At 37.6% G+C, this 13810-nt stretch carries 14 protein-coding genes; 10 read left to right on the top strand and 4 right to left on the bottom strand.

Features of this window, described 5'->3' with window-relative positions; genetic code table 11:
* Positions 1-7 precede the first annotated feature (7 nt).
* Genes gyrB through EHR07_RS11380 form a run of 4 tightly spaced genes read left to right on the top strand, consistent with a single transcriptional unit; the run spans position 8 to position 5890 of the window.
* Positions 8-1927: a DNA topoisomerase (ATP-hydrolyzing) subunit B gene (gene gyrB / locus EHR07_RS11395; protein ID WP_135745191.1), complete on the top strand. Its 1920-nt coding sequence runs from the start codon at positions 8-10 to the stop codon at positions 1925-1927.
* 19 nt (positions 1928-1946) lie between these two features.
* Positions 1947-4472, top strand: coding sequence for a DNA gyrase subunit A (gene gyrA / locus EHR07_RS11390; RefSeq protein ID WP_135745190.1), 2526 nt, complete (start codon positions 1947-1949; stop codon positions 4470-4472).
* A 9-nt stretch (positions 4473-4481) separates the two neighbouring features.
* On the top strand, positions 4482-5495 hold the full coding sequence (locus tag EHR07_RS11385) for a tRNA dihydrouridine synthase (RefSeq protein ID WP_135745189.1): 1014 nt from the start codon (positions 4482-4484) through the stop codon (positions 5493-5495).
* Between the two features lie 11 nt (positions 5496-5506).
* Positions 5507-5890: a PilZ domain-containing protein gene (locus tag EHR07_RS11380; protein ID WP_135745188.1), complete on the top strand. Its 384-nt coding sequence runs from the start codon at positions 5507-5509 to the stop codon at positions 5888-5890.
* A 75-nt stretch (positions 5891-5965) separates the two neighbouring features.
* Here the strand turns inward: EHR07_RS11380 and EHR07_RS11375 are convergent, their stop codons facing one another.
* On the bottom strand, positions 5966-6547 hold the full coding sequence (locus tag EHR07_RS11375) for a lipoprotein LipL21 (RefSeq protein ID WP_135745187.1): 582 nt from the start codon (positions 6545-6547) through the stop codon (positions 5966-5968).
* 129 nt (positions 6548-6676) lie between these two features.
* On the opposite strand from EHR07_RS11375, the gene EHR07_RS11370 reads away from it, so the two are divergent.
* A complete protein-coding gene (locus EHR07_RS11370) occupies positions 6677-8254 on the top strand; it encodes an LIC10012 family protein (protein WP_135745186.1) in 1578 nt (525 codons plus the stop codon).
* Positions 8235-9122: a helix-turn-helix domain-containing protein gene (locus tag EHR07_RS11365; RefSeq protein WP_135745185.1), complete on the top strand. Its 888-nt coding sequence runs from the start codon at positions 8235-8237 to the stop codon at positions 9120-9122. The genes EHR07_RS11370 and EHR07_RS11365 overlap by 20 nt, the downstream gene beginning before the upstream one ends.
* Here EHR07_RS11365 and holA read toward each other — a convergent pair.
* A complete protein-coding gene (gene holA / locus EHR07_RS11360; protein ID WP_135745184.1) occupies positions 9101-10210 on the bottom strand; it encodes a DNA polymerase III subunit delta in 1110 nt (369 codons plus the stop codon). The genes EHR07_RS11365 and holA overlap by 22 nt on opposite strands.
* Positions 10211-10261: 51 nt before the next feature.
* On the opposite strand from holA, the gene EHR07_RS11355 reads away from it, so the two are divergent.
* On the top strand, positions 10262-10492 hold the full coding sequence (locus tag EHR07_RS11355) for a hypothetical protein (RefSeq protein WP_100721265.1): 231 nt from the start codon (positions 10262-10264) through the stop codon (positions 10490-10492).
* Here EHR07_RS11355 and EHR07_RS11350 read toward each other — a convergent pair.
* The gene (locus tag EHR07_RS11350; protein WP_135745183.1) at positions 10476-11051 is read right to left on the bottom strand and encodes a Maf family protein; all 576 of its coding nucleotides are present in this window, start codon (positions 11049-11051) and stop codon (positions 10476-10478) included. The two genes, EHR07_RS11355 and EHR07_RS11350, sit on opposite strands and share 17 nt — an antisense overlap.
* Positions 11052-11090: 39 nt before the next feature.
* Here EHR07_RS11350 and EHR07_RS11345 point away from each other — a divergent pair, with 39 nt between their 5' ends.
* The 3 genes from EHR07_RS11345 to EHR07_RS11335 are packed head-to-tail and all read left to right on the top strand — an operon-like array spanning position 11091 to position 12714.
* Positions 11091-11333 carry a hypothetical protein gene (locus EHR07_RS11345; protein WP_208739768.1) on the top strand — a complete coding sequence of 81 codons (243 nt, stop codon included), beginning with the start codon at positions 11091-11093 and terminating at the stop codon, positions 11331-11333.
* Positions 11330-12067, top strand: coding sequence for an SDR family NAD(P)-dependent oxidoreductase (locus EHR07_RS11340; RefSeq protein WP_135695761.1), 738 nt, complete (start codon positions 11330-11332; stop codon positions 12065-12067). Before EHR07_RS11345 ends, EHR07_RS11340 begins: the two co-directional genes overlap by 4 nt.
* A 20-nt stretch (positions 12068-12087) precedes the next feature.
* On the top strand, positions 12088-12714 hold the full coding sequence (locus EHR07_RS11335; RefSeq protein ID WP_135745182.1) for an L-threonylcarbamoyladenylate synthase: 627 nt from the start codon (positions 12088-12090) through the stop codon (positions 12712-12714).
* Between the two features lies 1 nt (position 12715).
* On the opposite strand, the gene EHR07_RS11330 is transcribed toward EHR07_RS11335, so the two are convergent.
* Positions 12716-13804, bottom strand: a complete 1089-nt coding sequence (locus tag EHR07_RS11330; protein ID WP_425270293.1) for a CapA family protein — start codon at positions 13802-13804, stop codon at positions 12716-12718.
* Between the last annotated feature and the right edge of the window lie 6 nt (positions 13805-13810).

The following is a 13810-nucleotide window of genomic DNA, read 5'->3' as shown; positions in this document are numbered from 1 at the left end:
TAATTTTATGTCCAACCAAACCGATCAAAATGCCTATTCAGCCTCGAAAATCAAGATCCTAGAGGGTCTAGAAGCGGTCCGGAAACGCCCCGGAATGTATATCGGAACCCAAGATGAGTCCGGCCTACATAAGATGGTTTATGAGGTTGTGGACAACTCTGTGGACGAGGCAATGGCTGGCCATTGTACTGAAATTGATGTCCGCATTTTACCAGACCATATCATAGAAGTTCGGGATAATGGACGTGGGATTCCAACTGGAATTCACCCAGATAAAGGTAAGTCCACAATTGAAGTGGTATTAACGATCTTACACGCCGGTGGTAAGTTTGAAAACGATGCCTATAAAGTATCTGGTGGTTTGCACGGGGTAGGGGTTTCTGTGGTGAACGCCCTTTCCACTTATCTAGAAGTAGAAGTCCACCAAGATGGAAAACTACACTACCAAAAATACCAAGCAGGGGTTCCTGTTGAAGATGTAAAAATCATCGGTGATACAACACACCGTGGAACAGTGGTTCGTTTTAAAGCTGATGATACAATTTTTACTACTGTTGATTTTTCTTTTGATACCCTCTCGGCACGATTTAGAGAAATCGCTTTTTTAAACAAAGGTCTTCTCATTCGAATTGAAGACCAAAGAAAAGAAGAAGTTGCAAAACATGAATTTAAGTTTGATGGAGGAATTGTTTCCTTTGTTGAATATATTACGGAAACAAAACATCCTTTGCACAAAGTTCTGCACTTTGTGGGTGAAAAAGAAAATGTTTGGGCAGAGATTGCGCTCCAATACTGTGATACCTATAGCGAAAATATTTTTTGTTTTACCAATGCGATTAATAACAACTTAGGTGGAACTCACTTAGAAGGTTTTAGAACTGCTCTCACAAGAACATTAAATGACCATTTAAAGAAAGACCAAATCCTTTTCAAAAAACAACCCAATGGTTTACAAGGGGATGATATCAAAGAAGGTCTTTGTGCCGTTATCTCCATCAAAATCCCACAACCACAGTTTAACTCACAAACAAAAGAAAAGTTGGTGAATGCAGAAGTCAAAGGACTTATGCAAACCATCACAGGAGAGGGTCTCAATCGATTCTTTGAAGAAAACCCTGCTGTCATCAAAAAGATTTTAGAAAAATGTATTTTAGCTTCGAAAGCAAGAGAAGCTGCAAGACGTGCTCGTGATTTAACAAGACGTAAAACTGTTTTAGAAGGTGGTGGCCTTCCTGGAAAACTAGCCGACTGTTCTGAAAAAGATCCAGAACATTGTGAATTGTATCTTGTCGAGGGAGACTCGGCGGGTGGATCAGCAAAACAAGGTCGAGATCGAAATACCCAAGCCATCCTTCCACTCAAAGGTAAAATTCTAAACGTTGAAAAAGCACGATTGGATAAAATTTTATCGAACGAAGAAATTCGCACATTAATCACAGTTATGGGAACAGGAATTGGTGATGATGAATTCAATGTAGAAAAACTTCGTTATAAAAAAATCATCATTATGACAGATGCGGACGTGGATGGATCTCATATCCGAACACTTCTTTTAACTTTTTTCTTCCGTTATATGAAACCAATCATTGAACAAGGATCTTTGTTTGTGGCACAACCTCCATTGTATCTTTTGAAGTTTGGAAGAGAAGCTGTCTATGTTTACTCTGACAGGGAAAAGGAAGAAATTCTTAAATCAAGGCCCAATGACAAAGTTGTGATCCAAAGGTACAAAGGACTTGGAGAGATGAATCCAGAACAACTTTGGGATACAACTATGGATCCAAAAGAACGTGTTATGTTACAAGTAAAGTTACAAGATTTTGTAGAAGCAGAAGATACATTCAATATCCTAATGGGTGATGAAGTATCTCCACGTCGTCGTTTCATCGAAGCGAATTCTTACAAAGTTGCAAATTTAGATCTTTAATCGGAATTAGGATAAAAAAATGACCGAACAAAACGGCCAAGAAAACGAATCAAACAAAACCCTAGCACTGAATCTTTCCGGTAGACCAGACGTAGCCGGTGCACTGAAAGCCGGTGTGCGGGTCATTCCGGTGGAAATTGAAGACCAAATGAAGGAAGCTTACCTTGATTATGCGATGAGTGTAATTGTTGGTCGAGCCCTTCCTGATGTTAGAGATGGATTAAAACCTGTTCATAGACGTATTCTTCATGCGATGAATGAAAGAGCCTGGAGATCAGATCGTCCTTATGTAAAATCTGCGAAAATTGTTGGGGAAGTGATTGGTAACTACCACCCGCATGGTGACTCAGCAGTTTATGAAACGATGGTTCGTATGGCCCAAACTTTTTCCATGCGAGAAACTTTGATCGATGGGCAAGGAAACTTTGGATCTGTCGACGGTGATAATGCTGCGGCTTATCGTTATACAGAAGCTAAACTTACGAAACTTGCGGAAGAACTTCTTAAAGACATCGAAAAAAATACAGTCAGTTTTTCACCAAACTTTGATGATACGAGACAACAGCCGGATGTTTTACCAGCAAATTTTCCAAATATTTTAGTAAACGGTTCAACAGGGATTGCTGTGGGTATGGCTACGAACATTCCACCGCATAACTTAAAAGAATCGGTAAATGCTGTCATTGCTCTCATTCAAAACCCAGACATCACACTGCCGGAACTAATGAAAATTCTTCCAGGACCTGATTTCCCAACTGGAGGAACCATCATTGGTGGGGAAGGTTTATACCAAGCCTATGCTACTGGGAAAGGTTCCATTCGCATTCGATCCAAAGTTGATATAATCGAAAACAACAAAGGTCGAGAGATTATTGTCATTAATGAAATTCCATACCAAGTAAACAAAAAGAACTTACTCGAAAAAATCGGGGAACTTGTGAATGAGAAGATCATAGAAGGTATCTCTGAAATTTTAGATCTTTCCGATAGAAAGGGAATTCGAGTTGAGATTCATGTTAAAAAAGATGCCAATGCACAGGTCATTCTAAACCAACTTTTCAAACTCACACAACTACAAGTGAGTTATGGAATCACAATGCTTGCGATTTTAAACAATCGCCCAAAAATCTTTTCACTAAAAGAAATTCTAAAATCCTATGCAGATCATAGAAATGAAGTCGTTGTCAAACGTACTGAATTTGATTTAGATAAAGCACAAAAAAGAGCACACATTTTAGAAGGATTACGCATTGCTCTTGATAATATCGATGAAGTGATACGTATCATACGTGCCTCTAAAGATGTAAAAGAAGCACAAAGTTCCCTCATGGCAACGTTTTCACTTTCTGAAATCCAAGCGGATGCGATTCTGGAAATGCGATTGCAACGACTCACTTCATTGGAAGTACAAAAAATCATTGAAGAGTTGGAACAAGTTCGCCTTCTTATTGCTGACCTAGAAGACATTCTTGCCAAACCAGAACGAGTGAAATCCATCATTTGTGACGAACTTGGAAAAGTGTCTCAATCTTTTGGAAATAATCGTTCCACAGAGATTAGTTTGGAATCTCTGGAATCATCAACCTTTAACGCGGAAGATTTGATTGCAGATGAAGAAGTAGTGGTTCAGTTATCAGAAGATATGTTTATCAAACGTCTTCCTATGGATACATTCCGTCGCCAAAAACGAGGCGGAAAAGGAGTCCAAGGAATCTCGACAAAAAGAGAAGACTTTGTTAAAAAACTAAGTAGTGCCATGACTCACGATAACTTAATGCTCTTTTCCAATAAAGGTAGAGCCTTCCTTATGAAAGTTTATGAACTACCTATCGGTTCGAAGGAAGCAAGAGGAAAATCATTAAAAGCCGTGATCAACTTAAATGATGATGAGATCATTACTTCGTTATTCACTTTCAGAAATTTTGACGAATCCTATTTGCTTATGGTAACAAGAGATGGGTTTGTGAAAAAGATCCAATTGGATGAATTCACTAACACCAAAAAATCCGGTATCATTGCCATCGGTCTTCGTGAAGGAGATGAGCTCATTGATGTGATTGCTAACCCAAATAACTATGATGTGTTCATTGGAAGTAAAAATGGACTCGCAATCCGAATGAATTTGAACGAACTTCGGTCACAAGGTCGAACCGCTTCTGGTGTCACAGCGATGAAGTTGGAAGATGATGATGCGATTGCAGGAATTACCAAAGTAGAACCAGGAACCAATTTATTCTGTGTTTCCGAAAACGGATTTGGTAAACGCACTGATTTCGAAGAATTTTCTACCAAAGGTCGTGGTGGGAAAGGAATGACCTATTTAAAAATTGGTGAAAAGAATGGTCGTGCCGTGGGAATCTCTTCGGTAAGAGAAGAGGATGAACTTCTTGTCATTACACAATCAGGTATGACCATCCGAGTCGAAGTAAAAACGATTTCGATGGTGGGTCGCTCTGCCATGGGTGTCAAAGTAGTGAATACCAAAGATGAAGACTTTGTAAAAGACTTTGCAGTCGTTAGAGATTCAGAGTCCGAACCAGAATAAAGAGGAATTATGATTACCATCGGGGGAGTGACAATCAAAGGAGATGTTGTTCTTTCGCCGATGGCTGGTATTTCCGATAGTCCCTACAGGCAAATTACAAGACGATATGGTTCTGCTTTTGCATATACTGAGTTTGTGTCCACAGAACAATTGTTAATGGGGAATACAAAGTCGTTGGATATGTTTCGTTACTTAGAAACAGAAAGGCCGATTTTTTTTCAAATTTTCGGATCAGATTTAGAAACTGTAATCAATGCTTCGGAAATAGCAGCCTCTAAAAAACCGGATGTCATAGACTTGAATATGGGATGTTCTGTTGCCAAAGTCTCCCACCACGGATCAGGAGCTGGGCTATTACGCAATGTTCGTTTGGCGGGTGCAATGATTGAAGGGATTCGCAAAAAAACAAACCTTCCTGTCACTGCAAAGATTCGGCTTGGTTGGGATTCCAATTCCTTAAATTATTTAGAAACAGTCAAAGTATTAGAAGGTTCGGGTGTATCGGCCATTTCCGTTCACGGAAGGACAAAGGCAATGGCTTATACTGGTGTTGCCGATTGGAATGCGATTGGTGAGATCAAATCCAAAGCAAAGGTGCCTATTTTTGGAAATGGCGATGTGGCCAGTTTTTCTGAGGCACTCAATAAGAAAAAAAAATATGGCGTGGATCTTGTTCTTATTGGTCGCAAGGCCATCGGAAATCCTTGGATTTTTTCAGAGAAACCTAAGGAAAAGGTTAGTTGGTTAGAAATTAAGGAAGTTATTTTAGAACATTTAAACTTAATGTTAAATTTTTATCCTTCTGAAGATGATTATGGATTAATACTTTTTCGAAAGCATTTTATAAGATATATAGAGAATACAGGATTCCCTGAGAAAACAAAAAGAGAACTTTTGACAATCACAAACGTAAATCAATTTATAAATAGATTAGAATCTGTAGAAATGGATTCTAAATTTTTGGAAACAAGCGAAATAAAAAACGAGAATATCAACTGTGAAACGTTTGTTAGTCTCGTATAAAGGAAGTTAAAATGGCCGATTCAAAGCAGTCAATATTTTCAGATAGTTATAGTAAGTATGGTGGAGCAAAACAAAAACGAAAAGATGCTCGTGTGAAGTTGGATGTACCTTGCACTGTTGAACTCGTAAAATCTAAAAATACACCAGTAACAGGTCACCTCTCTGATTTAGGAACAGGGGGACTTGCTTTTCAAACAACTGCCATTTTCTACGAAGGTGACCAAGTTAGAATTCAATTTTCCCTAAATCAACAACCATTAGAGATCATTGGTACAGTACATCGTACGGCTGGAAAAACTACTTCGGTAATTTTTCAACCTCTAACTGCATTACAACATAAAGTGGTCCAAGATTTTATTCATAAACATTACTTTGATCCAAAACTTAAAAAGTAAACTTTGACTTAGGCAAAAAAAAGCCTCCCAAATTAGGAGGCTCTTCTTTGAAGTTGAATGCTAAACAGTGTCAGATTACTGAGCTGCAGTTGCCTTAGCTTCAAGTGCTTTTTGTCCGCCCATATAGCGCAAGTATCCAACACACTGACATTCTTCCCAAGTTTCAGGTTCGCCAACATTTGCGCAAATTCCTGTTTCGTTGTTAAGAGAGCAGCAGTCGTAAACTCCCACACCTTTGATAGTACCTTTAGATTCAGAAACAATTACGGAACCTGTAGATTGACCATCAGATACACCGGAAGCTTGTTCTAAGTATTCACCTAAGATTTTTTTCAGACCATCACCAGCAACTTGAAGACGAGCTGCTTCACGGCAAGTGGATTGTTTCATGGCAACTGAGTTTGCTTTGATAGCCTTGTCAGAAGCACGTGCAGAAAATTTCATGTAAAGATAATCGAATTCTTTTTCTTTCCCTTTGCAATACTCAGCAGGGCTTTCACCACGTTTAGCAGCTGCCGCGTCAGGCGCACATGCCCAACCTTCAAAAATCCAACCATTTTTACCTACGGTCGTAGCGTCTCTTCTGCCTCCATCATTGGATCCGCAAGATACAACAAATGCGATTAGAGAGGCACATACGATAAGTGATTTCTTCATAAAGAATCTACTCCTTTTCCGAAGAATTTGATCCTATAAAAAACCCTTGTCAATCTTTTCTCAAAGAAAACGAATGATGCTTGTAGGATAAAGATTTACATTTTCCCTGAATAGACCAATTCTAATTTTATGTCTCGCCGACCTTACCGCATTACCCAAATATTGCTTTTGATTTTTATTACGTTCTTTCCCGAATTTGTGATCGGGAAAGAAATTTCTATACTGCCTGCTTACATTTCTGGCGAAGTGCCACAGGTTCTTGGCACAAGACGTGAGGCTGGATTTGAGTTGTCCCGTCTTTCCAGACACTACTTAAAACGAAATTTTTTTACCGAAGTAACAGATCCTAAACTTGTAGAAAATTATTTGAATGAGTCGGATTGGAACGAAGAAAGTGAACTAAAAGATCAGGATTTTTTCTCTTATTGTACGGAGTGGGATTCTCATTTTGTTGTCCAAGATCAGGTTGATTTTGGAAATCCTATCCTTGTCAAAACGGTTATTTTTAACTGTAAAAACCAAACTAGACAAACCATCCAATCCAAACTCATTTCCAACTTTGTTTTAGCGTATGAAAAACATAATGAAAAAAGTTTTCGATTTCTGCCACCTCGGTTTTATGAAAAGAAAAACAAAATTGCTCCCAATTATGAAATCAATCTATTTATAGACATTCATTCTTCTTATGCTTATTACAAAAAAGATGTTTTAAAGAGTTTGTCTTCTTTGTATGATCAGGACGGATTGTTTTTAGGTGTGACACTCGTAAAAAAAGATAAAATAGTCACCATCCCACCGACAAAGGAACACATTGAAATCAAAAAATTGATGGAAGAAACAGGTTGGCAAGGAAACAACCAAGCTGAGTCCATTGTATCCGCCTTACAGGGCTTAAAGTCGAAAATTTCAACGGGAAAAAAAGAATCAAGAAAACTGTTTTTGCTTCTTTCTTCTGCAGTGAAGGACAAGTCCGGATCGATCATCATGGCATTGAATGATTTACGACATATGGAAATGGAACCAGTAATTCTTGTGCCAAACCATTCGGAACTAAGTACAATTCGAGAATTACAAAGAATTGGCAAAGCAAGTAACAGTCGTGTTGTTGGCATCACTGAATACCAAAAAATTGGAACTTCCGATGGATATGAATATCTTTATTTAAATCAATTCAATGTGTATTCGTCGATTGAAGAATTACCCATGCCTTTTAATTGGAATCAAAACCAAATCAAAAAATATGATGCATCACTCGTTCGTGCGGCAGTCGATGTAGTCACACCTTACAATCTTTATCTGGCGTATGAAAAAATTTCCGACAAACGAGTTTTGGAAAAAGAAGAAATTAAAACCGATTTAGAATATATTTTACGAACAGAATCCAATACAGACCAAACAGAAAAGGATAGATTCCAGACGGTTCTTGTTGAATCAAAAGGAGAAGCCATTTGGATTCAGTTGCCTTATGATGTGGTGGTAACAAAAGGAAAAGAGTATTTAATCCAAACAACTTTTGTTTTGGATCCTTTATCCACATGGGGAGTGAAAAATGCTCCTGCGGAAACCAATTTGTTAAAAATAAATACTACCTATCCAAAGACATTGATGGTGAAACCTTCGCAGGCAAAAAAGTTTTTGGATACAAACAAAATTAGAGAATTTAACGGTTACTTGCAAGGGACAGTGAGTGTCATCAAAAAGAAGTAAACAAACTTCAGAATGGATTTCTAGCGGATCCGATATCCAAAAGATTCGCAACCAGTGGATAGAAACTTCAAATTCCAATTTACCGATGTTAATCATTGGAGAAAAGGGTGTGGGGAAAAGTTTTTGGATCCAAAGAAGTTTAGAACAAAGAAATATATCTTCCAGTAATGTAATAAGTTTTGATTTTTCATATCCCTTTGCCTTTGCGGAATCCTTAGAAAAAATAAAATCATCCAGACAGATGGTGACCATTCTGATGGATCGCATCACAAAGGCAAAACCAGAAGAAGTATTGTTATTACAACAATGGTGGAAGTCAGAAAAATACGAAGAAAAATCAAAAGTATATTTGTATTGGGAAATTCATTCAGAAGAACTTGAAATTCTAACTCAAAAAAATGTGTATTCCGATTTTTATGACCAGTTAAAATCTTTTCGGTTTGAACTTCCGAATTTAAAAAAACGGATTTCTGAATTACCCTTATTTGTTTCTCAGTTTTTAGAAGAGGCAAATACGGAACTTGGTAAAAAAATTTCCGGCATGGAAGAAGAGTTTTTTGTTTTTTTTAAAAACAAAACATTCACCACAAATTTTTCTGAATTACGTGATATGATTTTTGCACTGGTTGGTTTTTCATCCGGCAAACAATTACATTGGAAGCAGATCCCATCTCATTTTTTTGAAAACCAACTCACAGAATTTGAAGTGAAACCTGGAATTAGTTTGGAAAGTTATGAAAAGGAAATCATCAAAGCCAATTTGATTTATACAAAAGGAAATCGAGAAAAAGCGGCCAAACTCCTGGGAATCTCTGAAAGGAATTTGTATCGAAAATTACATGAATATCATTTGGAAGATCTTTCTTGAAGTAAGGAAAAAAGATGCATAATTTTTTGTAAAAAGTAGTTCCTTCCTTCTTCGTCACGAAGTCCTGATTTGAATTTGATATTCATTTCAATCACTTGGTCATAAAATAAATCTAAAGTTTTATCAGTAAACAAAGCGGAATCAGAAACCAATTGCCTTCTTACAAAGTTTTTTCTCGCATCGGAATAACTTCCTGTTTTTAAAAGTTCATCCATAATGGGGATAGGAACTTCACCGTTGTGTCTTGTCCGTATGACTTTGATTTTGCGAATTTCATCTAGTTTGTAACTGAGCCTTGTAAGGAAACTAAGAATTTCAGAGTTTTGGTCACCAAACTTAGTGAATTCTTTAAAAAAATCAACCTTACGTTTTTGAATCAATGTTTCTACGAGCAAATTGGTATTCAGTTCATTTTGACTAAATAAAACGGAATTCACATCATCGATGGTAAATTTGGAACGATGTAAGTATTGTTTGAGTTTTTTTACACTTTTGAGATAAGCACCTACGTTTGCGGGAATTCGATGGATGAATTCATCGGCAGCATTTGGTTCAAAATGTACTTGTTCCTGGTCACAGACCTCTTTGAATACTTTTGGGTAATCACTTGGATATAAAAATTTTGTTTTGTAATAGTTTAAGGTTCCTTGAAAAAGTTGAACCAAACCTTGGGGGATATCTTTTCCATCATAATGGACAATGAGAAAAATTTCATCGGATACAGAGGTTATGTTTTTACGAAATCCAGAAGCAAAATCTTTCCATTCTTGTGTCGACTTTGTATCCAGTATGGGTTTAAAAAGTGCGGCAGCTTGTTTGACAATGATGAGTTTTCTTGGGTAAAACATATCAGGAGTGAAGAGCTCCGCAAAAAGTTTTGCCTGTTCTCCTGATTCAGATACGATGAGAATGATTTCGTAAGGGCCCGAAGATTTCGAAAGGGCCTCTTTGTAATGATCGATGATGAGTTCAAATTCATAGGAATCTTCGCCTGTGTAGGCAAAAAATTGGGGCAGGTTACTTGTTTGGGTTTTGAAGAGTTGGAAAAGAGAGCTAAATTCTCTAGCTTGCGATTTTTTTGTTTCCATTTTTGTGAATCCGGTCTAATCTTTCGATAGGATCGAGGCGATATTCATAGTATGGAAATCTCAAGTAATGTGGCAAGAGTTTCAGGACTAGGCGAACCATATATGTATGTGTCTCCCACATACAACACCCAAGCTGTGGAGCAGGTAGAAGCAATTCAATCTCGCTCTTACCAGCCAAAGTATGTTTCGGGGGAAACAGAAAAAAAAGCAGCGGAAGTCCAAACAAGTCCAGAGGCAAAAGCAGCTTACAAACCTGGAAATTTGGTCAATCTTTACGCGTAAAAGACTTTTCCCAAAAAGGCAACCACACCGAAGAACGAGCTAAAAAACTTCGGAGGGGAAATCCCATCACATTCGTATACGATCCAAACCTTGCGGCTACGGGTCCATTTTCATCTTGAATTCCATAAGAGCCTGCTTTATCAAAAGGTTGGCATCGCAAAATATAATCACGTATTTCCACTTCGCTCCAATTTTTAAATTCGATGATTGTTTCCTCGTAGAAAAAATCAACCGTAGATCCGGTCTGCAAACCACCCCCCGAAAATACAGAATGTTTTTTTCCCGAGAGTGTTTTGAGGATTCGAACGGAATCTTCCAGGTCGACTGGTTTGTGTAAAATTTCATTTTGAAATACAACAATGGTATCAGCAGCCAAATAAAGATGGTTTGGGTTCCCATCGTTACCTAATTTCGAGTGAACCATTCGTTCTAAATATTCGAGACTTGGTTCCTTATATTTTTGAGACTCATCAATGTTTGCTGGTTCCACCAGGAATAAAAATCCAAGATCGGTGAGTATTTGGATTCGTCTTGGTGATGTCGATTTGAGTATAAACAAATTCTTGCTATTCCTTACGGGATATTGTTTCATTTCATAATGATGAGTCCTCGACTTTTGGCTATTTTTTTATGGGCGATTGTTTTTATTTTTGGATGCAAACGAGGTTTTTCGGAAGACATCCAAGATTGTAATCCCGTTGCGGATTATTATGAAAAAGGAACACACTACATAAGAAGAGATTTGGTTCGGGATGATAATACTTTAGATTATAAAAAACTTTTGGAAGACACAAAACCTCAAGCTAGCGATTGTTATCCTTCCAATCATGAGGTAAAATGAGTTTATTTGATGTAAAAGGAAAATCGATTTTGATCACCGGTGCCAGCCGAGGCATCGGAAAGACATTAGCTCTCGGTTTTCGAGACGCAGGTGCCATTGTCTATGGAGCAGGTTCTAGACCAGAATCCATTGAGTGGATGGCAAAAGAAGGAATCAACGGAGTGGTCCTTGATGTACGCAGTGAAGGTGCAGCATTTGAAATCATCGGTCAAATCAAAGCAAAACATGGAAGACTCGATACACTCATTAACAACGCCGGTATTGCAACGAATACTCCCGCTTCTGGATTTAAAGAAGAAGAATTACAAAATATAGTTCAAACAAACTATGTAGGTGTGTTTCGCAATTGCCAAGCCTATTACAAACATCATAAAAAAGAAGGTGGAAACATCATTAATGTGGCTTCGGTTCTTGGAATGGTGGGAAGTAAATTGGCTTCTGTATATTCTGGGACAAAGGGAGCAGTCATTACTTTATCTAAAGCCCTTGCGATTGAATGGTGTAATAATGGTTATCGTGTGAATGTCATTTGTCCGGGGCTTATTGATACCGAAATGACAGATATGATCAAAGACAAAGAATTCATCATGAAACAAGTGCTTGCTGGTATTCCTATGGGGCGTCTTGGAAAACCTGAAGAACTCCTGGGAGCGGCCATTTATTTAGCCTCTGACTCTTCTTCGTATATGACGGGTCAGTGTCTTGTTCTTGATGGGGGACTCACAGCACAATAATTGATGCTGTGTGAAACCAAATGATCCTATACCTCCATCCAGAAAATCCGGAAATCCGAAAACTCAAACAAATTTCGGAGAGACTGAAGGATGGAGCTGTTTATATATTTCCAACTGACACTGTTTATGCGATCATAGCAGACGCACACTCAAAACTGGGTGTTGAGAAAATATACGATATTCGTAAACTTCCCAAAGACAAACCGCTTTCTCTGATGTGTAAAGACATTTCCATGGCATCAAATTTCATTGAGTATTTGCCTAATTCTGCTTATCGTTTGATGAAACGAGTGACACCTGGTCCCTTTACCTTTGTTTTAAAAGCAAATAAAAACTTACCAAAACCTTCGGTAGTTCATCATAAGGACAAACAAATTGGTATCCGCATTCCAGATCATATTTACTTAAGTGAACTCTTAAAAATCCATGATTCCCCTCTCACATCGACTTCGGCTTTTTGTGATGATGAGTTCATTATTGATATAGACGATTTAGAATCCATTTACGGAAACCAAGTGGAAGGAATTGTCGATGGTGGGATTGTCAAAACAGAACTATCGACTATTGTGCAAATCAATGATGATTCGATAGAATTAATACGCGAAGGTAAGGGTTATGATCTTATTTCGGAAGAAGTTTCAAGTTAAATCAAAAATTAAGACCAGGAATTTTTTTAAGGTGTGCTTCATAAGCAAACATTCTTTTTTCTGAATGTTTAGGAAGTTTAATTGGAATTTCCTTTTTTGCATATTTCAGAATGGGAATGATTTTATATCCATGTGGGTAAACCCAAACAGATTCCGTACTTACATTTTTAATCTGTTTTTCTTTCTGTGAGTTTATCTCTAATGAAAAAGATAAAATAATCCCACCATCAGTGTTTTCTCTATTTTGCGCCGACAAAAAATTGCCAAGGGAATAGGCCACAAGTCTGTCCTCTCCATTTTTTTCTTCCTGGAAGTGATCGATTCTTTGCACTACATGAGGATGCCCTCCAATGATGATATCGGCCCCAGCATCGAAACCTATCTGAACCCATTTGGTCTGTGACTTGTCTGGTTTCTCTTCATACTCAGTTCCATAATGATACCAAAGGATTACAAAGTGGATTCCATTTTCTTTGGCAAAACTAACATCATCTTGAATTTGTTTTTCACTCAAAAGTCTAACGATTCGATCATTTTTGACAGGAATTCCATTTGTGGAATATGTATAATTATAAATCGCAATTTTGATCCCATTCACTTCGATAAAAAAATCTTTTCGATTTAGATAATCCGAATTTGATTTGAAAGTTCCAATAGGAACCATTCCCATTTGATTTACCGAATCGATCGTATAATCAATTCCGAAAGCTCCCTTATCCGCAGAATGATTGTTTGCTGTTGATAGAATATCAAAACCTGCATTTTTGATTCCTATTAAATAGCCGATAGGAGATCCAAATCGAGGGTATCCAGTAAATTCACTTGGGTCATTTGCGATGGTTGTTTCTAAATTTCCTAAGGTTAAATCAGCATCCTGTAATGAATTTGAAACAAATTCGAAACTGCTGCTAGAATCATATTCTTTAGTCTTTGAAAGATAATAAGAGGAGATTTGTGAGTTATGGCACATGAGATCCCCAACCACTTTAATTCTCACTTGCCTAGTAAAGTAAACATCGGGAAGAGTGTAACAAGATAGGAAGGGAACAGTGATACACCAAAAATATATAAAACGAAATATAATAGTCATAGTCGG

It is taken from the genome of Leptospira bandrabouensis (assembly GCF_004770905.1).
GTDB lineage: Bacteria > Spirochaetota > Leptospiria > Leptospirales > Leptospiraceae > Leptospira_A > Leptospira_A bandrabouensis.
The sequence above is the reverse complement of the archived record's forward strand: the minus strand, read 5'-3'. Positions and strand labels throughout refer to the sequence as shown.

Coding starts and splice junctions, on each gene's coding strand:
- holA (WP_135745184.1), bottom strand. CDS start 10,210: ATGGAAACAAAAAAATCGCAAGCTAGAGAATTTAGCTCTCTTTTCCAA.
- EHR07_RS11330 (WP_425270293.1), bottom strand. CDS start 13,804: ATGACTATTATATTTCGTTTTATATATTTTTGGTGTATCACTGTTCCC.
- gyrA (WP_135745190.1), top strand. CDS start 1,947: ATGACCGAACAAAACGGCCAAGAAAACGAATCAAACAAAACCCTAGCA.
- EHR07_RS11380 (WP_135745188.1), top strand. CDS start 5,507: ATGGCCGATTCAAAGCAGTCAATATTTTCAGATAGTTATAGTAAGTAT.
- EHR07_RS11355 (WP_100721265.1), top strand. CDS start 10,262: ATGGAAATCTCAAGTAATGTGGCAAGAGTTTCAGGACTAGGCGAACCA.
- EHR07_RS11385 (WP_135745189.1), top strand. CDS start 4,482: ATGATTACCATCGGGGGAGTGACAATCAAAGGAGATGTTGTTCTTTCG.
- EHR07_RS11340 (WP_135695761.1), top strand. CDS start 11,330: ATGAGTTTATTTGATGTAAAAGGAAAATCGATTTTGATCACCGGTGCC.
- EHR07_RS11370 (WP_135745186.1), top strand. CDS start 6,677: ATGTCTCGCCGACCTTACCGCATTACCCAAATATTGCTTTTGATTTTT.
- EHR07_RS11335 (WP_135745182.1), top strand. CDS start 12,088: ATGATCCTATACCTCCATCCAGAAAATCCGGAAATCCGAAAACTCAAA.
- gyrB (WP_135745191.1), top strand. CDS start 8: ATGTCCAACCAAACCGATCAAAATGCCTATTCAGCCTCGAAAATCAAG.
- EHR07_RS11345 (WP_208739768.1), top strand. CDS start 11,091: ATGATGAGTCCTCGACTTTTGGCTATTTTTTTATGGGCGATTGTTTTT.
- EHR07_RS11375 (WP_135745187.1), bottom strand. CDS start 6,547: ATGAAGAAATCACTTATCGTATGTGCCTCTCTAATCGCATTTGTTGTA.